This window comes from Paraburkholderia pallida (assembly GCF_004524855.1).
GTDB lineage: Bacteria > Pseudomonadota > Gammaproteobacteria > Burkholderiales > Burkholderiaceae > Paraburkholderia > Paraburkholderia oxyphila.
Window position 1 is genome coordinate 116,131 of the sequence record NZ_CP038152.1, and the last position, 26,166, is coordinate 142,296.

Annotated in this window: 19 protein-coding genes and 1 pseudogene; 12 read left to right on the plus strand and 8 right to left on the minus strand. The window is 62.3% G+C overall.

Annotated features, from left to right (window positions below; genetic code table 11):
* The first annotated feature begins 19 nt into the window (after positions 1 to 19).
* From E1956_RS43070 to E1956_RS43080, 3 genes are all read left to right on the plus strand, one after another.
* On the plus strand, positions 20 to 1,081 hold the full coding sequence (locus E1956_RS43070; protein ID WP_134759939.1) for a 2-dehydropantoate 2-reductase: 1,062 nt from the start codon (positions 20 to 22) through the stop codon (positions 1,079 to 1,081).
* Positions 1,082 to 1,207: 126 nt separating this feature from the next.
* Complete coding sequence (locus E1956_RS43075; protein ID WP_134759941.1) at positions 1,208 to 1,789, plus strand: HD domain-containing protein; 582 nt, start codon at positions 1,208 to 1,210, stop codon at positions 1,787 to 1,789.
* Positions 1,790 to 2,298: 509 nt separating this feature from the next.
* A complete protein-coding gene (locus E1956_RS43080; RefSeq protein WP_134759943.1) occupies positions 2,299 to 3,738 on the plus strand; it encodes an MFS transporter in 1,440 nt (479 codons plus the stop codon).
* Between the two features lie 20 nt (positions 3,739 to 3,758).
* Here E1956_RS43080 and E1956_RS43085 read toward each other — a convergent pair whose 3' ends face one another.
* From E1956_RS43085 to E1956_RS43095, 3 genes are read right to left on the minus strand one after another with little or no spacing between them, the layout of a single operon-like run.
* Positions 3,759 to 5,252 carry an efflux transporter outer membrane subunit gene (locus E1956_RS43085; protein WP_232072576.1) on the minus strand — a complete coding sequence of 498 codons (1,494 nt, stop codon included), beginning with the start codon at positions 5,250 to 5,252 and terminating at the stop codon, positions 3,759 to 3,761.
* Complete coding sequence (locus E1956_RS43090) at positions 5,249 to 8,350, minus strand: efflux RND transporter permease subunit (RefSeq protein WP_134759945.1); 3,102 nt, start codon at positions 8,348 to 8,350, stop codon at positions 5,249 to 5,251. The genes E1956_RS43085 and E1956_RS43090 overlap by 4 nt, the downstream gene beginning before the upstream one ends.
* 8 nt (positions 8,351 to 8,358) lie before the next feature.
* On the minus strand, positions 8,359 to 9,501 hold the full coding sequence (locus E1956_RS43095) for an efflux RND transporter periplasmic adaptor subunit (protein WP_232072579.1): 1,143 nt from the start codon (positions 9,499 to 9,501) through the stop codon (positions 8,359 to 8,361).
* Between the two features lie 349 nt (positions 9,502 to 9,850).
* Between E1956_RS43095 and E1956_RS43100 the strand changes: the two genes are divergently transcribed.
* From E1956_RS43100 to E1956_RS43120, 5 genes are all read left to right on the plus strand, one after another.
* The gene (locus E1956_RS43100; protein ID WP_134759949.1) at positions 9,851 to 10,579 is read left to right on the plus strand and encodes a response regulator; all 729 of its coding nucleotides are present in this window, start codon (positions 9,851 to 9,853) and stop codon (positions 10,577 to 10,579) included.
* A gap of 11 nt (positions 10,580 to 10,590) precedes the next feature.
* Positions 10,591 to 11,670, plus strand: a complete 1,080-nt coding sequence (locus tag E1956_RS43105) for an ATP-binding protein (protein WP_134760836.1) — start codon at positions 10,591 to 10,593, stop codon at positions 11,668 to 11,670.
* 251 nt (positions 11,671 to 11,921) lie between these two features.
* Complete coding sequence (locus E1956_RS43110; protein WP_167760325.1) at positions 11,922 to 12,797, plus strand: DUF535 family protein; 876 nt, start codon at positions 11,922 to 11,924, stop codon at positions 12,795 to 12,797.
* Between the two features lie 1,031 nt (positions 12,798 to 13,828).
* Complete coding sequence (locus tag E1956_RS43115; RefSeq protein WP_134759953.1) at positions 13,829 to 15,253, plus strand: ISNCY family transposase; 1,425 nt, start codon at positions 13,829 to 13,831, stop codon at positions 15,251 to 15,253.
* Between the two features lie 481 nt (positions 15,254 to 15,734).
* Entirely contained in the window at positions 15,735 to 16,532 is a 798-nt protein-coding gene (locus tag E1956_RS43120) for a TatD family hydrolase (protein ID WP_232072581.1), read from the plus strand.
* Between the two features lie 26 nt (positions 16,533 to 16,558).
* On the opposite strand, the gene E1956_RS47200 is transcribed toward E1956_RS43120, so the two are convergent.
* Together E1956_RS47200 and E1956_RS43130 are read right to left on the minus strand one after the other, a co-directional pair.
* Positions 16,559 to 17,554, minus strand: a complete 996-nt coding sequence (locus E1956_RS47200) for an ATP-binding protein (RefSeq protein ID WP_232072583.1) — start codon at positions 17,552 to 17,554, stop codon at positions 16,559 to 16,561.
* Positions 17,555 to 17,566: 12 nt separating this feature from the next.
* Positions 17,567 to 18,073, minus strand: a complete 507-nt coding sequence (locus E1956_RS43130) for a membrane protein (protein WP_028223745.1) — start codon at positions 18,071 to 18,073, stop codon at positions 17,567 to 17,569.
* A gap of 226 nt (positions 18,074 to 18,299) precedes the next feature.
* Between E1956_RS43130 and E1956_RS43135 the strand changes: the two genes are divergently transcribed.
* A complete protein-coding gene (locus tag E1956_RS43135) occupies positions 18,300 to 18,749 on the plus strand; it encodes a hypothetical protein (protein ID WP_134759957.1) in 450 nt (149 codons plus the stop codon).
* Positions 18,750 to 19,255: 506 nt separating this feature from the next.
* Here the strand turns inward: E1956_RS43135 and E1956_RS43140 are convergent.
* On the minus strand, positions 19,256 to 20,263 hold the full coding sequence (locus E1956_RS43140; protein WP_134759959.1) for a glycosyltransferase family 2 protein: 1,008 nt from the start codon (positions 20,261 to 20,263) through the stop codon (positions 19,256 to 19,258).
* A gap of 403 nt (positions 20,264 to 20,666) precedes the next feature.
* Complete coding sequence (locus tag E1956_RS43145) at positions 20,667 to 20,996, minus strand: DUF3564 family protein (RefSeq protein ID WP_134760840.1); 330 nt, start codon at positions 20,994 to 20,996, stop codon at positions 20,667 to 20,669.
* 73 nt (positions 20,997 to 21,069) lie between these two features.
* Between E1956_RS43145 and E1956_RS43150 the strand changes: the two genes are divergently transcribed.
* Positions 21,070 to 21,324, plus strand: a complete 255-nt coding sequence (locus E1956_RS43150) for a type II toxin-antitoxin system HicA family toxin (RefSeq protein WP_134759961.1) — start codon at positions 21,070 to 21,072, stop codon at positions 21,322 to 21,324.
* Positions 21,321 to 21,680: a type II toxin-antitoxin system HicB family antitoxin gene (locus E1956_RS43155; protein ID WP_134759963.1), complete on the plus strand. Its 360-nt coding sequence runs from the start codon at positions 21,321 to 21,323 to the stop codon at positions 21,678 to 21,680. Before E1956_RS43150 ends, E1956_RS43155 begins: the two co-directional genes overlap by 4 nt.
* Positions 21,681 to 21,819: 139 nt before the next feature.
* Here E1956_RS43155 and E1956_RS43160 read toward each other — a convergent pair.
* Positions 21,820 to 23,034 (minus strand): annotated as a pseudogene (locus tag E1956_RS43160) (DEAD/DEAH box helicase); the annotation flags it as partial.
* 131 nt (positions 23,035 to 23,165) lie between these two features.
* On the opposite strand from E1956_RS43160, the gene E1956_RS43165 reads away from it, so the two are divergent.
* Complete coding sequence (locus tag E1956_RS43165; RefSeq protein WP_134759965.1) at positions 23,166 to 26,162, plus strand: Tn3 family transposase; 2,997 nt, start codon at positions 23,166 to 23,168, stop codon at positions 26,160 to 26,162.
* Positions 26,163 to 26,166: the final 4 nt, after the last annotated feature.

The window sequence follows — 26,166 nt, forward strand, 5'->3', positions numbered from 1 at the left end:
AAAAACGAGGGGTACAGAGATGCACGTTTCAAACCGTATCGTAGTGCACGGCGCGGGTTCGGTCGGGTGCTATATCGGTGGATGCCTGGCAGCGGCAGGCCTGTCGGTGACCTATCTGGGCCGCCCGCGCATTCAATCGGAAGTCGCTGCCAATGGCATGTTGGTGACCGACCAGGATGGAAGGCGACACGCATTCCAGCCTTGCGAGGTGGACTATCGGACGGAGCCCGAGACGCTATCCGAGGCCACCCTCATCCTGGTGACAGTCAAGAGCGAGGGGACGAAGGCTGCAGTTCAGGAAATTCAGCGCTACGCGCGCGTGGGCGTGCCGGTCGTCAGCCTGCAAAATGGGGTGCGCAATGCAGCAGAGCTGAGAGCCGGACTTGGCGATGAACGCGTTCTGGCAGGCATGGTGCCATTCAACGTCGTGCATCTCGGGCCGGGACATTGGCATTGTGGAACCAGCGGCAAGTTAGAGATCGAAGGCAGCGCGCTGCTCGCGGATTATTTGCCCTGGTTCGGGAAGGCCGATCTCCCGGTGGTCGAGATGACGGACGTCGCCGCGACACAGTGGGGCAAACTGCTGTTGAACCTGAATAACCCGATCAATGCGTTGAGTGGATTGCCACTGCGTGACGAGCTTGCGCAGGCCAGCTATCGGCAGTGCTTCGCCCTTTGCGTGGAGGAGGCCGTGCAATGCCTGATTGCCGCCGGAATCACACCGCGGAGTATCGGTTCAATGCCGCCTGCGGAAATGATCGAGTTGCTGCGCCTGCCGGATGCGGAGTATCACCGTGTGGTGGGGAAACATCATAAGATCGACGCAGCAGCCCGCTCGTCGATGTGGGAAGACCTCGAGCATGGGCGACCCACTGAGGTGGACTATTTGAGTGGTGAAGTCGTGGCACTGGCCGAGACACTTGGAAGAGCGTCACCGATCAACGCAAGAGCACGGGCCCTCGTGCGTGAAGCAGAGCGAGGAGGGCGTCGGGATTGGACTGCGAAGGAACTCTTGAAGCAATTTGAGGATGCCGTAACCATTGCGTGTCAGGAACCGAAGGCTGGCAAGGTGGTTCGCTAAAAAGGGTCTGGCTCATTCATAAAGCAATACCTGGAATGGGTGAATTAACGGAACGAGGAGACTTCATGATGATCGTTGATTTCGCGGAAGCCCGCGCTTGCGTCGGGCAGGTTCGGAGTGGCGCACATGACTAAGCGCGCCACTTTTTCTCACATCGCCGAAGGGACCGCCGAGGATTGGGCCGCGATTACCGAAGAATTCAAGCCGTACGCCGCAGCACTTGCCGAGCGCGTACTCTCCCATCTTGGCGTTCTGAAAGGCGACCACGGTGGCTTCCCGATCGACCGATTGGAGCATTGTCTGCAGACCGCGACGCTTGCGCATCGCGATGGCCGTGACGAGGAGTACGTGGTCTGCGCACTGCTGCACGACATTGGCGACACGCTTGGGAGCTACAATCACGCGGATATCGCCGCTGCCATACTCAAGCCCTTCGTCAGCCCGGAGAACTTGTGGATGGTGCAGCATCACGGTGTATTCCAGGGGTATTACTTTTTTCATCATCTTGGCCTGGATCGCAATCTTCGCGACCGGTTCGGCGATCAGCCGGAACTCTTCCAGCGCACGGCCGAATTTTGCGAAAAATATGACGCTCCTGCTTTCATGGAGGACTACGACGCATTGCCACTTTCATTCTTCGAACCGATGGTCAGGCGCGTGTTCGCCCGTCCGCGCCATTCGATGTATGTAAAGCAGTCGGAGCAATAGAAAAAATAGGTCAAAGCTCTCGTGTCCCGCGCTCGCCCAGAGCAGCGTGCGGTTCATGCTGAAGTGCTCGCCCGGCCCCATCTCGTGCGTGCGTCGTAGCCCGCAAAATAACAGAGCAGGGAATACCCTGTTTCCTTTCAAAATAACGGTTGTTATCATAAATATACGCAGCGATCCGCGGTCGACGTCCGATCCATACGGCGGTCTGAGGCGCGCTCGATCGTCTAGCCATCTGATTGACCATTGCAATACGCAGCCCGCTGTCTTTAAGCCAGCCAACAAGCGCGCCGCACCAGGATAGGTGCGACTCCTGAACTGGTATGCGCAGGTGATTCTTATAATAAATATTGCTAAGCATTCCGTATTGTCTTGACAGGCTGCGTCATCCATCGGGATGGAGTCAAGATAAGTTCAGAGATGTGAATGATTTTTGCACATGATGCGCGTTGTCGAATTCGTCGAGCCGCTGTGAAGAGCGGTAACAGCCAACATGCTGATGGAGACAGAACATGCATTGCACGCATACTTCGGCCAAGTTCAACTTGCTTGCAAGGTTGGATCGGCTGCCGGTAATGGCAACGCATTATCTTTGGGCCGCGCTGCTCGCGGCCAACCTGATGCTCGAGTACTACGACAATGCCATCTTCGCCTATGCAATTCCCACGATCAAAAAGCACACTAACCTGAGTCTGGAGCAAATCGGGTTCGTCACCCGTGCCTTCTTCGTGGGAAGTATCATTGGCGCTCTTATGGGAGGGGTGCTCTCGGACAAACGGGGGCGCCGCTCGGTTCTCGTCTGGGCTACCGTCCTGTACTCGCTCGGCGCCCTCGCGACGGCGTTCGCGCCCGGCTATGAGACGATGTTGGCGGCCCGGGCCATCACAGGCATCGGCGTGCAGGCGGCCACGTCCGTGTTGCTGGTGTATGTGGCCGAGATGTTTCCGCGCAGGGCGCGCGGCCGGTTCGCATCCGTCGTGTTGATGGGCTATGTGGTCGCCGGGATTGGCGCGGCGGCGCTGACCATGTTCGTTCTTCCACATGGGAGCCCCAACGCCTGGCGCCACCTGCTCGTCGCCGGGAGTGTTGGGCTGTTGATCGCACCTGTCGTACGTTTCGTCCTTCCGGAATCGGTCCGCTGGTATGCCGCCAAAGGACAGTTCGATCGCGCAGAAGCAATCGTCGGCGACCTGGAGGCGCGTGCCCTGCGCAAGGGTTCGCTCGATGAGCCCGAGCTTGCCGCCGTGCCGGGAAATGCGAAGGAGCCGACGCTTCGAGAACTGTTGAAACACAAAGCCGTGCGGCGCACCGTGGCTGTCCTCGCCATCAGCTATTTTGGAACGTACCTGGGATATTACTTGTACGCGACCTGGAGCGCCTACGCGCTCATCAATGGTCTCAAATATTCGGAGGAACAGGCCTATTATGTGGCGTTTCTCTGGAACGTGATCTATGGTGTCACCCCGTTTCTCACCATGCGGCTGCTCGACCGGAGCGAGCGCAAGTCCACGATCCTCGTGACATCCATTCTCAGCGCACTGTCACTGGTGGTGCTCGGCATCTCGACCAATAGCTGGGTGGTGATTGGTGCGGGCGGCTTCGCCGCTGTCATCACCGGAATGGTCATCAACGCCTACTTCACCTATATCCCGGAAACGATTCCGACACAGTTGCGCGCGCTGGGAAGCGGTATCGTTATCTCCGGCGGCCGATTCGGCGGGGCGGCCTCCGGTGTCCTGGGCGCAGCGCTTTTCTCCCGCGGCAGTATGGAGGGGGTGATGCTTGCAGCAGCGGCCTGCTACATCGTTTTTTCCATTCCCGTCCTCCTGTATGGACCTCGTACCACGAACCGTTCGCTCGAACTGGTCACCAGCGAAGAGCTCAATTCCGTAGAGGAAACTCGCCGATCCCCAAGTGCCGACAGGGCCGCCGAGGACGTACGCACGAGCTGAAATCATGCAACGTGCCGACCTCAATCCGGCGCTATCGGCCCATCCCATCCGCCGCCCAATGCCTTGTTCAACGCGATGTAGTCGGTGGCGATGCGAACACGGCTCTGGATCAGCGCGTCTTGTGCAGCGAACAGCGCGCGCTCGGCAATGAGCAGATCGAGATAGCTGGTCGAGCCGGAACGGTAGAGCGCGTTCGCGATCGTCGACGCTTCGCTGTAGGAGTCGGCGGCGTGCTGAAGGCCCTCGGCGCGTTCAGTCTCGCGCGAGAGCGTCACACTGGCGTTTTCGACATCCTGCAAGGCTGCCAGCACGGCCGCGTGATAAGCGATGAAGGATTGATCGCGTTGCGCATCGGCGATCTCGGCGGCGGCTTTCAGGCGGCCCGCGTCGAACAGGGGGATGGTCACCGAAGGCCCGATCGACCAGCCGATCGACGAATGCCGCGCGAGATCGCCGAACTGGGTGCCAGAGGTGCCGAGCGAGCCAACGAGGGTCACGCGCGGGTAGCGATTGGCCTGGGCCTCGCCCACGCGCGCCGTGCTCTGCGCATAACGCCGTTCGGCAGACCGAACGTCCGGGCGCGAGAGCAGTGCGTCGGCGGGCACACCCAGCGCAACGGGCAGCGGCGGAGTGGGCACATCCTGCGTCTGCTGCATGCGCGCAAGCAGCGCGCGTGGCGGCTTGCCGGTCAGTACGGACAGGCTGTGCACGGCCTGCGCATAAGCGGCTTCAAGCGCGGGAATTTCGGCGAGCGTCGCCTGAGCCTCGCCTGCCGAATTGGCAACGTCGAGCCCGGAGGTCGAGCCGGCGGTGTAGCGAACGCGGGCGAGACGCGCGGTTTCTTCCTGCGAGTGTGCCGTAGCGCGGGCGAGCGCGAGACGGGCCTGATAGCCGCGCGCTTCGACGTAGCGCGTGGTTACGTCGCCGATGAGCGTCAGCAGGGTGGAACGCAGGTCCCACTGAGCCGCATCGAGGCCTTCACGTGCTGCTTCGAATGCATGTTGTCTCGCGCCGAAGAGATCGATTTCCCAACTGGCGTCGAAGCCGGCCTGAAAGAGATGAGTTGGACTGCCAGGTGATGCAGTGCCGGACTCAGGTGTCGAAGACAGTCCGGCGATGGCATTCGGTCCGGCGCCCGCACGCGTATATGCCGCGGTGCCGTTGAGCGACGGATAGCGCGCGCTGTCGCTCTGGTTTGCGAAGGCGCGCGCCTCGCGGATACGCGCGGCAGCCGTGGCCACGTCGAGGTTGCCGCGCACGGCTTCGTCGACTAGCGCGTTGAGCAGGGGATCGTTCAGGCGCAGCCACCATTGGTGGAGATCCGGCTGTGCGGCCGTTGCTCCGGCTTGCGTGCTCCATTTGGCGGGCACGTCGGCGTGCGGGGCCTGGTAGCGCGGGCCAACGGCGCAGCCCGCGAGCAGCGCGCCGGCGCCGAGAGCCAGCAGCGCGGCCGCCCGTTGCACGTTCGGTACGAATTTGGGAAGATGCATGATCGTGAGCTGGATTGCGTTCATGAGCGTTTGCCCTTAACAGCCTTGCGTACGGCCACATAGAGCAGTGGTGCAAAGAAGACGCCGAGCACGGTTGCCGCGAGCATGCCGCCCATCACGCCGATACCGATCGCATTCTGCGCCCCGGAGCCGGCGCCTTTCGCGATTGCGAGCGGCAGCACGCCAAGGATGAAGGCGAACGACGTCATGAGAATCGGCCGCAGGCGCAGTCGCGCGGCATCGAGTGTCGCTTCGATGAGGCTGGCCCCCTGCGCTTCGCGCTCCAGCGCGAATTCGACGATCAGAATCGCGTTCTTGGCGGCGAGACCGATGGTCGTGAGCAGGCCCACCTTGAAGTAGATGTCGTTGGTCTGACCGCACAGCAGCGCCGCAAGCAGTGCCCCGGCCATGCCGACAGGCACGGTGAGCATCACCGCTAGCGGAATCGACCAGCTCTCGTAGAGCGCAGCGAGACAAAGGAACACGATCAGCACAGAGATCGCATAAAGGGCGCTTGCCTGGTCGCCCGAAAGGCGTTCTTCATACGAGAGCCCTGTCCACTCATGGCGGACGCCCGGCGGCAGTTGCTTCACCAGCCGGTCTATTTCGCTCATCGCCATGCCTGAACTCACGCCCGGCGCGGCCTCGCCCTGAATTTCGACAGCGGACACGCCGTTGTAACGCTCGAGACGCGCCGGACCCAGGGTCCATCGCCCCGTGGCGAACGAAGCGAACGGCACCATCGTGGCTTGCGCATTGCGGACGTGCCAGCCGTCGAGATCGGCCGGTTGCATGCGGAAGTCGGCGTCGGACTGCACATAGACGTGCTTGACGCGGCCTCGGTCGATGAAGTCGTTCACGTAGTCGCTGCCCCAGGCCACCGAGAGCGTGTTGTTGATGTCGGCGAGGTTCAGGCCGAGCGCGCTCGCCTTGGCCTGGTCGATGTCCACGGAAAATTGTGGCGCCGGTTCCTGCCCCGTGGGCCGCGTGTTGGCAAGCGCCGGGCTACGCGCCGCTGCGCCCAGCAACTGGTCGCGTAGTTGCGCGAGCCGTTCGCGTCCTGCTCCATGGGTGTCCTCCAGGTAGAAGTCGAAGCCGTTGGAGGTGCCCATGCCGTCAATGGCAGGGGGGAGAAGCGCATAGACCTGAGCATCGCCGATGGCGGCAAACGCGGCGCTCGCGCGCTGTGCGACTTCCTGCGCAGAGAGATTCGGTGCGTGCCGTGCGTCGAAGTCCTTCAGGCGCACGAACACCATGCCCGCGTTCTGCCCCGAGCCGCCGAAGCCATAGCCCTCGATCGCCATCACGCCTTCCACGGCGTCCTTCTCCTCGTGCAGGTAATAGTGCGTGACCTTGTCGAGCACGTCGCGCGTGCGAGCGGCCATCGCGCCGGGGGGCAACTGCACGGCGGTAAGCAGAATGCCCTGGTCCTCAACGGGCAGAAACGAAGTTGGCAGGCGCATGAACATCCAGCCCGTTGCGACGACGAGCGCCACGAAGATCGCGAGAAAGCGCTTGCTGCGCGCGAGCACGCCGCCCACGCCGTGGCGATACACCAGCGAGCCGCGATCGAAGCCGCGGTTGAACCAGGCGGCAAAGCCACGGCTTGCGCCGTGCGCTGAAGGGCGGCGCAGGAGGGTCGCGCACAGCGCAGGCGTGAGGATCAGCGCGACGGCCACCGAAAGGAGCATGGCCGTGACGAGCGTGACCGAGAACTGGCGGTAGATCGTGCCGGTGGAGCCGGACGAGAACGCCATCGGCACGAATACGGCGCAAAGCACGGTGGCGATGCCGATCAGCGCGCCGGTGATCTCCCGCATCGACTTGAGCGTCGCGTCGAGCGGCGAGAGATTGTCTTCGACCATTACGCGCTCGACGTTTTCGACCACCACGATGGCGTCGTCCACGAGCAGGCCGATCGCCAGCACCATCGCGAACATCGTCAGCGTGTTGATCGAGTAGCCGAACATGGCGAGCACGCCGAAGGTGCCGAGCAGCACCACGGGGATCGCGAGCGTCGGAATCAGCGTGGCCCGCACGTTCTGGAGGAACACCAGCATCACGATGAAGACGAGCACGACGGCTTCGAGCAGCGTCTTCACGACCTCGTGGATCGAGAGCTCGACGAACGGCGTGGTGTCATAGGGATAGACGACATCCACACCCGCGGGCAGCGTCGCTTTGAGCGAGCCGATCAACTGCTTCACGCCCTTCGCCGTCTCGAGCGCGTTCGCCCCGGTAGCGAGGCTGATGCCGAGCGAAGAGGCCGGCATGCCGTTGTACGTCGAGGCATACGTGTAGTTCTCGGCGCCGATCTCGACCCGGGCGACGTCCTTGAGGCGCACCACGGCGCCGTCCGCCGCGCTCTTGACGATCACGTCGGCGAACTGCGCGGCCGTCTGCAGCCGGCTTTGCGCGGTGACCGTGGCGGTGAGCTGCTGCCCGGGCCGCGCGGGCTGGGCACCGAGCTGACCCGCGGACACCTGGGCGTTCTGCGCGCGCAGCGCCGTTTCCACATCCGAGGGCATCAGGCTGTAGCGGGCGAGCCGGTAGGGATCGAGCCAGATGCGCATGGCGTAGCTCGATCCGAACAGCTGGGTGTTGCCGACGCCCGGCACGCGCCGGATCTGGTCTTGCAGCGTGCTGCCCATGTAGTCGTCGAGATCGATCGAGCTGAGCTTGCCGTCCTTCGAAACGAAGCCGGCCACCATCAGGAAACTGGCCGACGACTTGGTGACGGAGAGCCCGGTGCTTTGCACGACCTGCGGCAGTTGCGAGGTCACGAGCTGCAGCTTGTTTTGCACCTGCATTTGCGCGACGTCCGGATTGGCCGCGTTGCTGAAGGTCAGACGGATCTGCACTTCGCCCGATGCGTCCGAACTCGCGGACATATAGAGCAGATTGTCGAGACCGGTCATGCCTTGCTCGATCACGCGCGTGACCGAGTTCTCGATGGTCTGTGCGTCGGCGCCCGCGTACGTCGCCGAGATGGAGATGGTGGTGGGCGCGATTTCGGGGTACTGGGCAACCGGCAGTTGCTTGAGCGCGAGCAGGCCGCCCAGCATCACGACGACCGCGAGCACCCACGCGAAAACAGGGCGTTTGATGAAGAATGCCGACATGACTGTCCTCAGCTCCGCTGTGCCGACGGGGCGGAGGAGGGCGTGGGCGCGTTCGCGGCGGCGGCACCGGTCCCTGGGGACGGCTTCGCGGGCAGCGAGCGCAGCGCGCCGGTGGCGGCATCGACGAGCACTTCGGTGCTCTGTGCGGCGTCGCCCGATCTCACCTGCTGGCTGCCTTCGACGACCAGCGCATCGCCGTCGCGCAGGCCCTGGGTGACGAGCCAGAAGTTGCCATGCGCACGCGCACCATGCAGGGTGACTTCTTCGACCTTGCCGGCGCGGACGAACATCGCGCTGGCCTCGCCACGCGCGTTGCGGCTGACCGCGCGTTGCGGCAGCAGATAGCCTTGCGGCACGACGCCCTCTTCGACGATCGCGCGTACATACATGCCGGGCAGCAGCACGCGGCGCGGGTTGGGCACGGTGACGCGCAGCGTATAGGTGCCGGTGTCCGTCGCGACGCTCGATTCGCCGAATGCGAGCTCGCCGGCAAGCGGATAGAGCGCTCCGTTCTCCAGCCGGAGCCTGACCGGAACCCCACCGCTGGAACGCGTCATGTGGCCCGCGTCGATGGCTTCTCGCAGGTCGAGCAGGCTTGCGCTCGATTGGGTCAGATCGACGTTGACGCGATCGATCTGATGGATCGCCGTGAGCGGGGCGGCCTGATTTGCGCTCACGAGCGCGCCGGGCGTGAGGGCGCTGCGGTCGATGCGGCCCGAAATGGGGGCCCGGATCGTGGTGCGGTCGAGGTCGATGCGTGCCGTTTCGAGCGCGGCCTTCGCCGCTGCCACGTTCGCCCTGGCCTGGGCGAGTGCGTCCATGGATTCCTGGTATTCCTGCACGCTGATCGCGTTCTGCCTGACCAGATCCTGGTTGCGGTCGGCTTTGGCCTGGGCCGCCGGAATGGCCGCGCGGGCGCGAGAGAGGGCGGCGTCTGCGCTGTCGCGCGCCGCCTGGTAGCTGGCCGGATCGATCTGGTAGAGGGGCTGCCCCGCCTTGACCTCGGCGCCTTCCACGAACAGGCGCTGCTCGATGATGCCGCTCACCTGTGGGCGCACTTCGGCTTCGAGGAGGGAGACGATGCGTCCGGGCAGCTCCGTCGTGACCGGCACGGCGTGCGGATGCAACCTCACTACGCTTACGCTCGGCATCGGCACGTCCTGCGCAGTGGCGTCGCCGCTCCCGCCATGACATGCCGTGATTAGAAGCGTCAGGGCCACCGCGGTGGTGCCCCTGACCGCGGCCGTTTTGATCTGTTGTCCGTTCATGTTGTGGTGTGAACCCGTACCGGCGGTATGCCGAAGCGCGCATGGTCGCCCAGCGCTGTGCGCGGATGATGGGCGTTGTGTGGAGAGCGTGTGGAGGGGCAGCCGCCCCCCGCAACGCGCCGGGATGCGGGAAGTGTTGAGCTATGATGGAGATTCGATGGAGCGGGTTGCCGCGACGCCAGCGTGGGGGCACGATGCTGGGTCCGTCCGACTCACGCTAACGCGACGAACCATGAACGCGCTGATCCTGATCGCCGAAGACGAACCCGAAATCGCGGAAATACTCGACGCCTACCTGACCCGCGAGGGTTATCGCACCTATCAGGTCGGCAACGGGCAGTCCGCGCTCGACGTGCAACCGCTGCTCAAGCCCGACCTCGTGCTGCTCGACATCAAGATGCCGGGCAAGGACGGTTGGGAGGTGCTGGCGGAGCTGCGCCGCCGCGGCGATACGCCCGTGGTGGTGGTCACCGCGCTCGACCAGGATATCGACCGACTGCAGGGCCTGCGCATCGGCGCGGACGACTATATCGTGAAGCCCTTCAACCCAGTCGAAGTCGTGGCGCGCGTCGGCGCGGTATTGCGGCGCACGGGCGCCTCGCGGACCGAGCCGGTGCTGCGCGTGGGGCGACTCGAAGTGGATACGCAGAGCTATATTGCGAGCGTGCGCGTTGCCGCCAAAGCGGCCGATGCGGCCGATGCGGCCGATGCCGAGGGTAGATCAAATGTGCAACTGGCTTTGACGCTCACCGAGTTTCGCGTGCTTGCGCATATGGCCAAGTCACCCAATCGGGTGTTCACGCGCAGCGAGCTGATCGATGCCTGCCTGCCAGGCGGCGACGCGCTCGAGCGCACCGTGGACAGTCATGTGAGCAATCTGCGCAAGAAGCTCGACAAGGTTGGCGCGGCGGACATGATCACCGTCGTGCGCGGCGTGGGCTACCGATTGACGGAAATCTGATGAACGGGACGATGAGCCAGCGTGGGCGGCTGGGCCGCCAGATCGTGCTTTCGATGGGGCTCGTTTCGATCATCACGATGCTCATTGCGTTCGTGGGCTCGATCGTCATCTATGGCTTGCTGTTTGCGCTTGCGCCGCCATCAGCACCCATATCGCCGAAGGAACTGCTCATTCCCGATCCGGGCGATTATCTTGTCTTTGCGATTCTGTTGCTGATCGGCCTGGTCGTGGCGATCATCGTGGCGTCGCGGCTCGCGCGGCGCATTCTCGCACCGCTGAATTCGCTTGCTGAGGGCGCGCGCAGCATCGCGGCGGGGGACCTTGCGGCGCGTGCAATACCGGGCGATCGCTCGCTCGGGGAGACGGCATTGCTGGTCGACGACTTCAATGCCATGGCTGAGCGCCTGCAGCGCATGACCGCCGAGATGACCGCCTGGAACGCGGCGATCGCGCACGAGTTGCGCACGCCGCTCACGATCTTGCGGGGCCGCCTTCAGGGTATGAGAGACGGCGTGTTCGTGCCGAATGACACGCAAATTCGCGGCTTACTATTCCAGGTGGAAAGCCTCACCCGGCTCGTCGACGACCTGCACATCGTGACGCTGCAGGACATCGGCCGACTGGAGATGCATGTGGAGCCCACGCACATCGACGTCGAAATCCGTCGTGCGGTGGAGCCGATGAACGAGGCGCTGGACGAAGCGGGGCTGGCGGTCAACCTCGCGCTTGAAGATATTGTCGTGGAGTGCGATGCAACGCGTATGCGTCAGGCGTTTCTCGCGCTGCTCGACAATGCCCGGCGATATGCCGTTCCCGGTTCCCTTGTCATTCGCGCTCATGCCTCGGGCGACGAGGTATCGATCAGCGTAGAGGACGCTGGCCCCGGATTGAGCCCGGAATTCTCATCGCTGGTATTCGAGCCTTTTACGCGCGCCGATGCATCGCGCTCGCGAAAATTCGGCGGATCGGGCCTCGGCCTCTCGGTTGTTCGCGCCATTGCCAGCGCTCATGGCGGGTCTGCGCAATACCGCCCTGGAAGCCGAGGCGGATCGTGCTTCGAAATCACGGTGCCTCGCAGGCGTCGCCGCTGAGGGATCGCTTTCGCGAATCCACGCGACATCCATACCGCCTCCACCGTCGATCAGCTTTCGATAAATAAGCTGCAAGTGCACTGGCTGCTTTGATCAGTCTGCCCTTTGGCAATAGCCAGAAGCACGCCCTTGTTTATCGAATCCATGACGCGATGCAATCAGCTTCTACGACAGTATTATTTTCTGCCTCAATGCGCTCGTTCAGAGGCAGCCTGGCTTTTCTCTGGGCATATGCCTGCAAGGCGTATCCCTTGCCGAGCCGCTATCACCGCTGGAGGCGTATTCGCTTTCTGATGCGCGCGATGCTTTGGTCGCGCGCCACGCTTGGCTGGCTAAAGCGCTGCTCGCAGGAACCTTTCCGGACCGCCGTTGACCGGGTGCCGTTCAATATCGAGCGCATCCACCGTCCGTTTCTGCATGCGGGCCTTGATGCGCACACGCGTTTGCGAGTGAGTCTGGAGCACGATTATCTTACCGTGACGCGCGCGCCTCGCGTTGCACACGAGTTGATCGAATCAGGATCCTTTAGGCTTGCGACGCTCGACGCCGCCAATCAGACATGGGACGTGAACGCCGAATCGCTCGAGCGGTTTCAGAAGGAAGGTGACTGGACGATCTGCATTCGCGATAGCGATGGTGCACGCGTGGTGTCCTGCACGTTTTGCATAGCGTCGCTTGGCGGCCGGGCGGGGAGGCCACAGTTGCTGATTGGATGCATCCAGGGGCCGGATACGTCCGTTGACGGGCGAGCACTGTACCGTTCGTTGACGAGACAGTGGTCGGGCCTGCGTCCGAAGCCGTTAATCATCCATCTTGCGAATTCGCTCGCGCGCGAGATGGGGGCGAGGACGGCCTTGATCGTGTCGAACGAGGCACACGTTTACTCGAGCTGGCGTTATATGTTCCGCAAGCGGCGGGTCAAGGCGGACTATCGGTCGCTTGCGCGGGATTGTGGGGCAAAGCGTTTATGGCGCAGCTGGCATGTCCTGACGACGTTACAGCGAAGTGCATTGGGCGAGGCTGCCGACATGAATGCCGCACAGCGCAGGCGTCGTGCACTGCTCACTGCACTGGACGAGCAGATCCGGCATGCGGTACGTGGCAATGGAGCGGGCCCGAGTATGTGATGCGGTGCGCTTTAGGAGGCCGGCATACCGTTGCCTGCCTGGCGAAGCAGGTGCAGTTCGGGTCATGCATTGCATGAGCGGGAGTTTACGTCAGTGTCGACGAGACTTTTGGGCCGTGATGCGATCCGCGAACGCGAGAGCGATCCAGACGATTGGCGCGCTTGTGTGACGAACTCCGTCTTCGGCCGTAAATGCCGTAAATGCGTCAATGGATGGCCGGCAAAGGATGTCTCGAACGCGAGGCAGGGCGACCGGAACGCAGAACAGGCGATCTAGGGGCGGTCCGCTGAGTCAAGTCACCGGGCGATGCCGGGCGTGTATGTGCATACGAGTTGTCGGAGGTACTCCGACCGGCGCTCCTTGGGCATTGGCAACTTTGGCGTCTGTGGCGTGTCTGCGGTAATCATCCCGGAATCAACTATGCAACAAAGCTGGAACAGTTGAATGTGCCCGCTAGCATCCGTTGGTTTTCGTGATTTTGTTCCTGCCGCGACACCGCCAAATGGCGACGCAGAGCCATAACGGGAACAATTTCACTTCAAGAGATTTTGCATAAAATTGGCTATTCGACGGACTTTTGATGCAATTTTGTAGGCTTGCCGACACCCCGGCTCCGATTCCCGGCTTGCATTTCCCGAAAACGCACCATCGGCTATAGCCTTCCGCCCTGAATGTTCGCCGCTCACGAGTGCGGGGGAGTCCCTCTGGGTCATGGCGAAGCTCTCGACGGCGTCAACTGCTCGCACCGGATAGTGGGCGTCACCTGATGAAGCGCGCTAGCTAAAGGGGCGGGCAAAAGAGAAGCTCGGCAACGTGGTTTTCGCTCGGGAGGCAGGAAACAAAATTCCGCAAACCAACGGGAGCGCAGCGCCGCTCAGAAGGGCCGCAGGCAAGTTAACATAATACCAATTAGCGAAGTTTTTTATGTTACGGCTTTTTTGAAATGTCCGCTTTTAGCCAAGTTCAAATGTCCGCTTTTGAGTCGATCGTAAGCTTACCCATCGCTGGGAATCCAGTGTTTGGGAGCTTTGATGGCAGCAGCAGAACGGATAACGATGACGATGCGCGAGCTGGACAGACTCAAGGTCATTCAGGATGTGATGGACGGCAGGCTCAAGCCGTTACGTGCGGCACAGCGACTTGGCTTGACGACGCGGCAGATTCGTCGGCTGGTCGGCCGGCTGCGTGAACATGGGCCGCAGGGCCTCGTGTCGCGCCGGCGCTCGAAGCCCAGCAACAACCGGCTGGACCGCGTAACGGCAGACCGGGCGCTGTCGATTGTGCGCGAGCGCTATCCCGATTTCGGGCCCACGCTGGCCGCCGAGAAGCTCTGGGAGTGCCACGGCATCCGGCTGGCGAAGGAGACACTGCGCAAGCTCATGACGGACGCGGGACTCTGGATTCCACGCCGGCAGCGGCCGCCGAAGGTCTATCAGCCACGTGCACGTCGGTCGTGTCTGGGCGAACTGGTCCAGATCGACGGCAGCGACCACCGCTGGTTCGAGGACCGGGCACCGGCCTGCACGCTGCTGGTGTACGTGGACGACGCGACGAGCCGGCTGATGGAGTTGCACTTCACGCAGACGGAATCGACGTTCAGCTACTTCGAGGCGACGCGCGCGTATCTGGAGCGTCACGGCAAGCCGGTGGCGCTGTACAGCGACCGCGCCAGCGTCTTCCGCAGCGTGAGCGCGGGCAAGACCGGCCGCAGCGTGACGCACTTCGGACGCGCGATGTATGAGTTGAACATCGACACGTTCTGCGCGAACTCGAGCGCAGCCAAGGGTCGCGTGGAGCGGGCCCACCTGACGCTGCAGGACCGGCTGGTGAAGGAGCTGCGGCTGCGCGGCATCAACACGCTGGCTGAAGCCAATGCCTGGGCGCCCGCCTTCATGGCGGCCTACAACACGCGCTTCGCGAAGCCGCCGCGCAGTACGTTCGACGCCCACCGGTCACTGCGTGAGGATGAGGATCTGGACACCCTGCTCACCTGGCGCGAAACGCGGCGCGTGACGAAGTCGCTCACGGTGCAGTACGACCGCGTGATGTACCTGCTCGACGATACGGCGGAGAACCGGAAACTGATTCACCGCTATATCGAGGTCTGGGAGTACCCGGACGGGCGCATCGAGATTCGGGCGGAGGGCCGCGTGCTGCCGTACCGCGAGTATGACCGGCTCACCGAGGTGGACCAGGGGGCGGTGATCGAGCACAAGCGGCTCGCGCACGCGCTGCAGGTGGCGCAGGCCCTGCAGGCACAACGCGATGAGCGGCGTGCCTCGGGTTCGCCCTCGCGCACCAATCGGGGCATCGCAGTGCGCAAGGCCGAACGCGTGGCGGGCACGAAGAAACCACGCGAGATCACGCAGGCGGATATGGACGCCGTGATCGTGAAGCTGGCGCAGGCGCCCAAGCCAGATTCAAAACCTGGCCATCGGACTGCCAGGGCCCGCTGAATGAACGTAAGCGCCCTGCTGCTTCAACCCGTGTCCTTCAACAATGCAGGTACACAGAACCGGGAAAGAGATACGACATCTGTAAATGGCTGGCAGTACGACATCTGTATCTGGCCGGGACATTTATCATCATCATACGTAGTCCTTTCTATCGTCAATGCAAAGTACGATGCACAGGTTTTCGAACGCGTGGGTCTATCTCCTGCCGGCGTGGGTCAGCAACCCACGCCGTTAGTCGTCTTCGTGGACGTTGCCATCAGGATGGCGCCGTCCGGCGCCACGGTGGTGAGCACCCGGCCGCTAGCGTCCAGCACCTGGCCGAGCAGAAAGCCCGCCTCGTGCGAGAGCGCGGCCGCGCGACAAGGTCGAGTATCCTGTGGCTCTGAGCTTGGCGTGCCACTGGATGGCCATTGCCGCGAGTGAGGTAGCCACAGCAGTAGCACGGGGCGCGAACGCGCCCATTTCTTCACTTGAGGAAAGCGTGAAATTTATCGATATTGGTGTCAACTTCCACTCGAAACAGTTGCACGGCAAGACAGATGAGGTCGTCTCACGCGCGAAGGCCGCGGGCGTGGTGGCGATTCTCGCAACGGGCACCTCGCTTGAGTCCAGCCGCAGTGAACACTATCTGGCGAGACGGTTCCCGGGATACCTGTATTCAACGGCCGGGGTGCACCCGCACTCGGCGGACGCGTGGTCTGACGCCATGCGCGAGGCCCTCGAGTTGTTGTGGCATGACCCTGCTGTGGTCGCCATCGGTGAGACAGGCCTGGATTTCAACAGAAATTTCTCCACCCCTGCGAACCAGCGAAAGGCCTTTGAAGCCCAGCTCGATGCCGCCGCGCGCATCAGAAAACCGCTCTTCCTGCACTGTCGCGACGCGTTCGACGTGTTCTATCCGATGGTCAGGGAAGCCGTACAGGCGGGCGCGCATGGCGTGGTCCACTGCTTCACGGGCACGCTCGCTGAAGCAGAAGCCTTCGTCGACCTGGGGCTAGATATCGGCGTGACCGGGTGGGTGACGGACCTCAATCGCGGGCAGGACCTGCGCCAGGCAGTGACGTCCCTCTCCCTTGAACGGCTACACCTCGAAACGGACGCGCCCTATCTCGGTCCAAAGAACGCAGGCAAGCGCAAGCCGTACAACGAACCCGCCAACCTCGTGTGGGTCGCCCGCGCCATCGCCGAACTTCGCGGTATCGATGTCCAGACGGTAGCCGATACGTGCACCCGGAACAGCCAGGCGCTCTTCGGCCTCGCAGATCACTCATGCAAATAGTACGCCGCGTGGGCACAGGCCCCGCCCTACTTTCTGGGCTTCTTGCCTGATGTTCCGGCGAGCGATTCCCGCAGATGAGCCGCCGTGGCCTGCTGAATCCATTCGGCATAGGCCTCATCCTCGATTCGGTAGCGGCCACGCTCAAGCCGTGCCACCACATTTGCGTCCTGGAGCCTTCGCAAGGCGTGGCCCGCGGTGCTGCGGGTTGCCGGACCGCCGAGAACCGCACTGAGATGACGAAGCCCTGTGGCGGAATGCAGGTCCGAGTGCCCACTGGCGACCACGGCGAGCACCGCCGGGTCAGCAGCACTGGCGGCAGTCCACTGCTTCATGAAGTACTCATCGGAGAACACCGTCGTTTTCGTGTGCGTGATCGCGGCATCGACTCCTTCGAACTGATAGAGTATAAATCGCTCGATGAACCGCCTGAAGAACTCTGGTGTCCGGTGCAGTGCTTCAAACGCGTGCAGGCCGTCAGCGCGTGTCAAGGTGTTCCGTGCGAGGCTGTTGGCTAGCTCAACGGTGGACACAACAAACTCGTCACCGAGCAGCGGAAATGGCTCCAGGAGCGCCCAGTTATAGAAGGGTTCAGAAGACCGTGCAAAAATATCCCGCAGGTTTGTTTCCGAGCTACCGGCAAACAACACCTTGATCCGGTCTTTCCGGATGTCCAGGGATGCGCGCAAGGCGTGTGCGAAGACGCTGTGCTCTTCTTTCGCAAGCACCTGCACTTCGTCCAGGACGAGCAGCAACGACTTTTTCCGACGGTCGAGCTGGCGAAGCACCTCCTGCAGCGATGCTGCACTGTCGGCCTCGAGGTGCGTCAGTTCGGCTTCGATCGAGCGCCCGGCCCCGCCCGGCAGTTTCGCACTCGCCTTGCGCTTTTTGACTGGATTTCCAACCGCGGCCATCACGGCCCGGCCGCGTTCGCAGACGGGCTGCAGGAAGGCTGGACAGGCCTCTCGCGCGAGCCTTCGGCAACAAGGGCGCTTGTCCGGCAGTGGCTCGAGGCGGGCGAGCAACAGTGTCCTCGTTCAGAAGCGCTGGCTCGGCTCGTATTTCGGGTCCGGCTGCTTCTGCGTTTGCCTGAGTACACCCTGAGGGTCGAAATAAAAATTGAAGATCATGTGGTAGAAGTTGCTCTCCATGTATCGATACGACCACACCTCGCGAGCCGTCCGCTTGAAATACGCCGTCTCAAAAGGACGCCCGAACGCGACCAGCACGTCGTCGCGCGTCCACTTGTTGACCTCAGCGCGATAGAACGCGTTTTCCTGCAGCACTTGCCGCACACTGGTCGAATTGCCCGCCGCATCGAGATCGACAGCGGTGGTCGTCGCTCCAATGGGCTGCGTGGGCCACATGAGCCGCTTGCCGCCGTTGGGCAGATCGTACGTCTCCTTCGGCGGACCAAGCTTCGCGATAATCGCCTGCTCACCCATGCCGATCTGCACACGTTGCTCCGGCTGTGCGCAAGCGCCGAGCACGAGCGCCACGGCGCACGCACCATGGGTCAACGCGAATGCAATGCCTTTTCTCATTTGTCTCTCACGATTCTCCTGGCTTGCGGCTATTTCGTCGTGGAAGGTTCCGCGAAAATCGGGAACGTTTCGATATAAACCGCTTTCACCTGATCACCCTACTCTACTCGCTCCAGGTGTCCATGGATGATCCCGCATCGCGGTCGAAGCCCAAAAAGCGGCATCGCCCTTAGGGCGTATCTCACGCTACTACCGTCCGCGGCAGAAGATCTGTAAACTTTTGTCGATGAAAGCCCCGCTGCTGCTCACCTCCCTCGCGCTCGCCTCCGGCAATACCGCCGCATGGATACTCGGCCTGCGCGTCGAAGCGGCAACACGATGGCTACCCGCGTGGTATCGCACTGACCACTGGGGCGATAACACGCTAGTAGTGCTCGCAACGATTTCCCTCTACCTCATGAGTCGTGCGCCGTTGCGCGAATACCTCATCCACTGCATCGCGCTCTTTCTGCTCTGGGAGATCCCGACATGTCTGGATTTCGTTGCAAACGCAATTGGGCCACCGCTGCCCGACCAGGTGCACATGAGTGTGGCACCCTATCTCGGCGGCACCATGCTTGTGGTCACGGCCACATCCATCATGTTCGCAGCGCTGCGTGTTGAGCCATCCCGCCGCAAGCGTCGAGCGCCCACCACGCGGCCCCGTCAACGCGGGCGTTCCCGGCGCGCCACGTAGCTGGCGGTTCTTTTGGCGCTTCGAGGCGCTGCCCGAGCGAATTGCTTGTGGGAGCCTCACTCCAAAAAAAAGCCATAGACGCACACCCTTCACTTCGTCTAGGCGGCGAGCTCCAACACGAGACCTCACGATCGGTTCTTCCAGCCAACCGCGTCGAAATGCCGTGTGCATGCCGCTCTCAAGGTCGGCGGGAAAGGTCAACGTTTATGGGCAGCACGTCGACGCAGCAGAACAACCGAACGCCCGCCCCCAACGGCTCCCGTTGCGGCTCGTCCTATACCTCGTCATGGAATCCTTCCATAACCACGAAGGCCAAACCAACACGACGAGGAACACACACTATGACGAAGCAAATCAGTGAAGGGGTTCCTTTGCTTTTCGTGCATTTTCCCGGTTGCAGCAACTCAAGCATGGCGAGCCTTTGCCTTGCGGCCCTATAAAAACTCTTTTTGCAATCAATCACATGCTGACTACGTCGACGTGGCACCCACACGGGAATCGTTGTTCTAGCCTGCCGCGACGAGCAAGCCAATAACGCCAAGCAGGACCACGACGAGCACGCCGTATCCGGCGTGCAGATAGCGGGCCTGCCGCTTGTAGCGCGCGGCGTGCATGGGTGCGAAGTCTTTCATGCGCTTGTCGAATATGCTGATCGGGTTCGCATTGTGATCGGCATACCGCTCGCGGTTGCGCTCGTAAATGAGGCGTTGCGACGCCTCGACCTTGCCCTGTTCCACCAGTTCGCTCGAGCGCGAGCTTTTGTTGATGCGGTGGAGGTAAAGCGGCTCCCTGATGTACTGCACATGCGAATCCGGGCCGAGCAGGCGCACATAGAATTCCCAGTACTCGAACCCATGCACCATTTCCGGTGCATAGCCCCCCGCGCGCTGGAACGCCTCGCGGCGGTACATGGTCGTGTTGACGATCAGGTTTTGCCAGAGGAGCTTTTCGTAGCTGTACTCCGGCGACCGCCAGACCTTGCGGTTTTCACCGAAGCTCTGCGTACCGGTATGCACAAGCACGGTATTGGGGAACGCCTCGAAACACTCGACGGCGCGCTTGAGATAGTCAGGGTGGATTTTGTCGTTACCATCGAGCGGCACAAAGAGCGAGCCGCTCGCCTGGAAGAAACCGAAGTTGCGCGCCGCCGCGACGCCGCCGTTTTCCTTGGTCAATGACCGGATGCGGCTGTCTTTCTTCGCGTAGGCCTCGACGATGGCCTTGGATCCGTCGGTCGAGCCGTCATTCACGACGATGCACTCCCAGTCGTTGTATGACTGCGCGAGCAAGGAATCAAGGGCGTCAGCGATGAACGCCTCCTGATTGAAGCAGGGGACAACGGTGGAAACTGTAGGCATGGCGAAGTGTGGTGGGTTTGCAGGCCGCTTTGCTGCGGCCTTCGGAATGCCAACGGATTTTAACCGACTGGACGCGCCGGGATGGCCGGGCAATGGGTCGATGACCGGCCGGTGCGGAGAGCCGACGAAGCTTTTCGCCCTCACATGAAGGAACACGGATGCGCGATAGGAACACCGTGACCGAGCTATCTCGCATGAGGCTATGCAGGGAGACCGGTCATCGGGAAGCAGGCGAAGGATGCGTCAACATTTCGCCAGTCAGTCAACGCCGGGGGACGCGCCACAGACGGGACGAATCCAGACCCGCACCGCGCCTGCCTACTCGGCGAGCCTAAGTATTCCATTAAGAATCCTAAATTTAACATAAGTAAAGTTAGCGAATTTTTTAAAAGATTTGCTAACGTCATTATTGTTAGGCGGCCATGTGACCACACCGGCAACGCACCCGGTCCACGTGGCATATGGGCGCGCAGCTCGCTCAATCCGGCTTTCGCGGCCGCCGGCCACCAGTCGCATCACCATTGCACCGGAGACCTTCCGGCTCCGGCCGCCCGAGGGTTCAGTGCCTGCGTAAGCACAGCTCGCGGTGACCGGCAAACCGGGAATCAGCCGCATATATCCACTCGCGATCCACCGCCTGAAGGCGCCAGTGTCCCAGCCCCGGCGTCTGCAATTCGCTGGACGGCCAGATTGCCTGTCCCTGTGTTGCGCTGATCTCCAGCCGTCGCGTCACGATGAGGCCGCTGATCGTACATAACGGCCGATCGCTCCCCGGCGTGCACAGCACGGTCTGGTCATCGGATTCCAGGGTCTCGCCCCAGGTCGGCAGGTCGACCCCGTGATGCGATTCACGTAACCAGCGCTTTTCCCCGGTGTCGAGCCAGACCAGGGCAAAGTCAGGATTCCGCTTGTGCTATCATTTTTTGATAGCAATTAGATATCACTTTTTGCTATCATTGGGCATGAAGACGAAACACGCCCGCACCCTCGCCGCGATCTACACGAAACCGACTCCGGGTGGCATCGTGTTTTCGGACATTGAATCGCTCGTCGTCGCCCTGGGCGGCGAAATCCACGAAGGCGCGGGGTCGCGCATCGCCTTCGCGCTGAACGGCCAGCGCCGCTACCATCACCGCCCGCACCCGGGCAAAGAGGCGAAGCGGTATCAGGTGGAAGACTTGCGCGACTGGTTCAGCGAAATGGGAATCAAGCCATGAGCAATGCAATGACCTACAAGGGCTATTTCGCCCGCATCGACTTCGACGGGCGCGACAACATTTTCGTCGGGCATGTCCTCGGCGTTGACGACAGGATCAGTTTTCACGGCTCAACCGTTGACGAGCTCACCGTCGATTTTCATGCGGCGGTCGATCATTACCTGACGGACTGCGAGCAGGCCGGCCGCAAGCCGCAGAAACCCGCGTCGGGCAAACTCATGCTCCGCATTGATCCTGACGTGCATGCCCGCGTGGGTATTGCGGCGGCTGTCTCCGGTGAGAGCGTCAACCAGTGGTCAGAGGAAGTGCTTGGTCGTGCCGCGCGCGAAGTACTGGAGCGCGCCGCCCACGCCTGAAATCCGGTTCGTCCTGACGAAAAGGCTGCCGCCGCGCGCGCCCAGGCCGTTGGGCGCCGCCCCCGCGGAGCCCGCAGGAGCGATGCGGAGACCCGCCCCGGGCGCGCATGTCGCGATCCCCCTGGCGTACGCCGGAAACTCACCGGGCGCGCGTGGCAGATCTGGCCCGTGGGCGTGCCCTGGGCTGGGGCGCCACAGTGGCCGCAGCCGGGAGCGGCTCAAAAAGCGCCTCCAGGTCGTCTTCCGAGAACTTGACGGCACCCCCGGCATCCCCGGACAGGATCGCGTCGGCGAGCGCGGCCTTCCGTTCCTGCATGGCGACGATTTTTTCTTCCACGCTGCCGGCCGTGATCAGCTTGTAGACGAACACGGGCTTGTCCTGTCCAAGACGGTGTGCGCGGTCGGTGGCCTGGTTCTCGACGGCCGGATTCCACCACGGATCGTAGTGAATCACGGTGTCGGCCGCGGTCAGGTTCAGGCCAACGCCGCCCGCTTTGAGGCTGATCAGGAAAAGCCGGACTTCGCCTTGCTGGAAGCGCGTGACCGGGGTGACGCGATCTGTGGTGTCGCCCGTCAGCATCACGTAGGGAATTCCGGCCTCGTTGAGCGCGGTGGTGATCAGATCCAGCATGCCGGTGAACTGCGAAAACAGCAGGATGCGCCGGCCTTCCTCGATCAGCTCGGGCAACATCCCGAGCAGCAGTTCCAGTTTGGCCGATTCGCGGATCTGGCCTGCCTGGCTGAGCTTGACGAGCCGCGGGTCGCAGCAGACCTGGCGCAGCTTCAGGAGTGCCTCCAGCACGATGATATGGCTCCGGGCGAGGCCCTTTGCGGTGACGGCCGCGCGGACCTTTTCCTGCATCGCGGCGCGCACGGTTTCATAGAGGTCGCGCTGCGCGCCGCTGAGTTCGACGGTGCGCAGGATCGTGGTCTTGGGTGGCAGTTCGGTGGCCACCTCGTCCTTGCGACGGCGCAACATGAACGGGCGAATACGCCGCGCAAGCAGGTCGCGGCGCACGAGGTCGCCGCCTTTCTCGATCGGGGTACGCCAGCGGCGCGTAAAGTCCTGGCGGGTGCCCAGGAAACCGGGCAACAGGAAATCGAACTGGGCCCATAGCTCGCCAAGGTGATTTTCAAGCGGCGTACCGGTAAGGCACAGCCGGTGCCGGGCCTGCAGCGCGCGGATCGTGGTGGCGGACCGGGTCGCAGCGTTCTTCACGTACTGCGCTTCGTCGAGAATCAGCAGGTGCCAGGCGTGCTGCACGAGCATGGCCTGGTCGCGCCACAGCAGCGCGTAGGTGGTGAGGATCAGGTCGTGCCGGCCGATTTCGTCGAAGCGTTCATGAGGTAGCGGCAAGGTAAGCGTAAATTCCTATCATAAGCTTTGGAGTTATATAGACGCGCTGAATCATTTCGAACTGACCTGGTAACGGCCGGATTTTCTTCGGCTAATCTGAGCGGCCCGCTGCGATCAGGACGACTCGCATGGCCACCATCGAACGTACCGCCTATCCGCGCTTTCCCAAGGTCCTTGCCACGCGGGACCTGCAAGCCTGCTACACACCCCTGCCCGATGAACTGGAATGGGCGCGGCGGTCGTCCCGGGGCGAGCGCCCCCGGCTGGGTCTGCTGGTGCTCCTGAAAGTCTTCCAGCAGATGCATCATTTCCCGTCGCTCGACAGCATCCCGGCGGCCGTCGTCGAACACGTGCGCGCGGTGGCAAATATCGGACCCGCAGTACGCTTCGGATATGACACGCAGGCATCGCCGACGCTGTTCCGGCATTACGCCGCAGTGCGCGAGCATCTCGGTGTCAAGCCGTACTACGGCACCGACGCGGGCACGATTGCGACGCGCGCCGCACATACGGCTGCGCTGTCCATGGACCAGCCGGTCGACATCATCAATGCCACGATCGACGAACTGATCGCGCAGGACATCGAACTACCGGCTTTTTCGACGCTGGACCGGATTACCGAGCAGATCCATGCAAAGACCCAGGCGCGGCTTTTCCGGCGAGTCGCACGACGCCTGACCGATGAACAGAAGAACAATCTGGACCGTCTGCTGGCCCGCGACCTGTCTAGCCGGCAGACCGACTACAACCGCATCAAACGCCACGCGAGGCGGCCATCGCGGCAGCACCTGGACATGCTGATTGACCAGATTACCTGGCTCGACGAGATCGGCGACTTCACGATCGCACTCGCCGGCGTCCCGGCATCAAAGCTGCGCTCACTAGCCATGCAGGCGATGTCACTCGACGCGTCCGCTCTCCGGAAAGACACCCTTCCGGAGAAACGCTACACATTGATCGTGGCGCTGCTTAATCGCATGCGCGTGCGTGCCCGCGACGATCTCGCCGACATGTTCGTGCGACGTATGGGTGCGATCCACAAGCGCGCGGGCGCCGAACTGGAAATCGTCCAGCGCAGACAGCGTGACAAGGTCGAGGATCTCGTGGTCCTGCTCGATGGCGTCGTCGACATTCTTTCTGACGAGTCCGACGAGAGGACGATCGCGCAGTCCATACGAAAGTGGCTTGCACCGAAAGGCGACCTCGAACCGCTGCGTGAGAGCTGTGCCGAGATCCGCGCATTCAGCGGCCGCAATCACCTGCCGCTGCTCTGGAAGCATTTCCGGGCGCACCGTTCGGTCCTCATGCGTCTCGCCCGCACACTCGTATGGGATTCCACGAGCCAGGTACGCACGCTCCTCGATGCGCTCGGGGTTGTGCTGGAGAACGAAACGTTACACCGCGAATGGATCGATGCCGATGTGGACCTGAATTTCGCCGCGGCGCGCTGGCGCAAGCTTGTGCGGCGCTCCCACGGTGAAGGGGCGCCGACCAACCGGCGCTATCTTGAGCTGTGCGTGTTCTCGTACATGGCCGAGGAACTGCGCGTCGGCGATCTGTGCGTGTCCGGGTCCGATGCCTACGCCGACTATCGCGACCACCTTCTGCCGTGGCGACAGTGTGAGCAGCAGTTGCCCGACTACTGCGCGAAAGTCGGCTTGCCGGAAACGGGCAGCGAATTCGTTGCCCAACTGCGCCAATGGTTGACCGACGCGGCGCGCAAGCTTGACGACGAGTATCCGCGCAAGCGCGAACATGTCACGATCGACCAGAAAGGCGAGCCAATCCTGCGCAAGACCACCGCCAGGGAAATTCCAGCCAGTGCAATCGCGCTGCAGGAGCGGATCAATGCGCGCCTGCCGACCCGCAATCTGCTCGACATTCTCGCGAACATCGAGCACTGGACGCATTTTACCCGGCACTTCGGACCACTGTCCGGGATTGATCCACAGATACGCAAGGCGGCCGAGCGGTATTTGCTGACGATCTTCGCGATGGGCTGCAACCTGGGCCCGACCCAGGCGGCGCGCCATCTCGATACCGACGTGACGGCGCACATGCTGGCATTCGTGAACCGTCGGCATATGAATCTGGACAGGCTCGAGGCCGCGCAGCGCGAGTTGATCGAGCTATACCTGCGGCTCGATCTGCCAAAGCACTGGGGCGACGGCAAGACGGTAGCGGCCGACGGCACGCAGTACGACTTCTACGACAATAACCTGCTTGCTGGCTATCACTTCCGTTACCCGAAAATGGGTGCGGTCGCCTACCGCCATGTCGCCGACAACTATATCGCGGTATTCCGGCATTTCATCCCGCCGGGCGTCTGGGAAGCGATCTATGTAATCGAAGGGCTGCTCAAGGCCGGCCTGTCCGTCAAGGCCGACACCGTGCATGCGGATACGCAGGGACAATCGGCCGCCGTTTTTGCGTTCACCCATCTGCTCGGCATCAAGCTGATGCCCAGAATCCGCAACTGGAAAGATCTCGTGTTGTACCGCCCGCACAGCGACGCGAAGTACAGGCATATCGACAGCCTTTTCACGGCGACCATCGACTGGGTGCTGATCGAACGGCACTGGCAGGAGCTCATGCAGGTGGCGGTGTCGATCCAGGCGGGCACGATCTCTTCACCGTTGCTGCTGCGCCGCCTTGGGTCCGAGAGTCGCAAGAACCGCCTGTATCTCGCTGCACGTGAACTCGGCAACGTCGTGCGGACGGTCTTTCTGCTTGAATGGATCGGCAGCCGGGAACTGCGCCAGGACGTGACTGCAAGCACCAACAAGATAGAGTCGTACAACGGCTTCGCGAAATGGCTGTCGTTCGGCGGCGATGTGATCGCGGAGAATGAGCCGGAAGAGCAGCAAAAACGGCTACGCTACAATGACCTCATCGCATCGGCCGTGATCCTGCAGAACACGGTGGACATGATGCGGGCCCTGCGCGACATGGTGGCCGAGGGCGAGAAGGTCCGCACCGAGGACATTGAATTCGTGAGTCCATATGCGACACACAACATTCGCCGCTTCGGGCGCTACCGGCTGCATCTGGAACGTCCGCCCGAAAGCTGGATCAACGATGCCCTGTTTGGCCGGGCGGCCCGGCCTCACGACGAAATGAGGTAACGCT

Excerpts from the sequence above, each read along its gene's own strand:
- E1956_RS43070 (WP_134759939.1), top strand. The coding sequence starts at position 20 with ATGCACGTTTCAAACCGTATCGTAGTGCACGGCGCGGGTTCGGTCGGG.
- E1956_RS43075 (WP_134759941.1), top strand. The coding sequence starts at position 1,208 with ATGACTAAGCGCGCCACTTTTTCTCACATCGCCGAAGGGACCGCCGAG.
- E1956_RS43080 (WP_134759943.1), top strand. The coding sequence starts at position 2,299 with ATGCATTGCACGCATACTTCGGCCAAGTTCAACTTGCTTGCAAGGTTG.
- E1956_RS43085 (WP_232072576.1), bottom strand. The coding sequence starts at position 5,252 with ATGAACGCAATCCAGCTCACGATCATGCATCTTCCCAAATTCGTACCG.
- E1956_RS43090 (WP_134759945.1), bottom strand. The coding sequence starts at position 8,350 with ATGTCGGCATTCTTCATCAAACGCCCTGTTTTCGCGTGGGTGCTCGCG.
- E1956_RS43095 (WP_232072579.1), bottom strand. The coding sequence starts at position 9,501 with ATGCCGAGCGTAAGCGTAGTGAGGTTGCATCCGCACGCCGTGCCGGTC.
- E1956_RS43100 (WP_134759949.1), top strand. The coding sequence starts at position 9,851 with ATGAACGCGCTGATCCTGATCGCCGAAGACGAACCCGAAATCGCGGAA.
- E1956_RS43105 (WP_134760836.1), top strand. The coding sequence starts at position 10,591 with ATGAGCCAGCGTGGGCGGCTGGGCCGCCAGATCGTGCTTTCGATGGGG.
- E1956_RS43115 (WP_134759953.1), top strand. The coding sequence starts at position 13,829 with ATGGCAGCAGCAGAACGGATAACGATGACGATGCGCGAGCTGGACAGA.
- E1956_RS43130 (WP_028223745.1), bottom strand. The coding sequence starts at position 18,073 with ATGAGAAAAGGCATTGCATTCGCGTTGACCCATGGTGCGTGCGCCGTG.
- E1956_RS43135 (WP_134759957.1), top strand. The coding sequence starts at position 18,300 with ATGAAAGCCCCGCTGCTGCTCACCTCCCTCGCGCTCGCCTCCGGCAAT.
- E1956_RS43150 (WP_134759961.1), top strand. The coding sequence starts at position 21,070 with ATGAAGACGAAACACGCCCGCACCCTCGCCGCGATCTACACGAAACCG.
- E1956_RS43155 (WP_134759963.1), top strand. The coding sequence starts at position 21,321 with ATGAGCAATGCAATGACCTACAAGGGCTATTTCGCCCGCATCGACTTC.
- E1956_RS43165 (WP_134759965.1), top strand. The coding sequence starts at position 23,166 with ATGGCCACCATCGAACGTACCGCCTATCCGCGCTTTCCCAAGGTCCTT.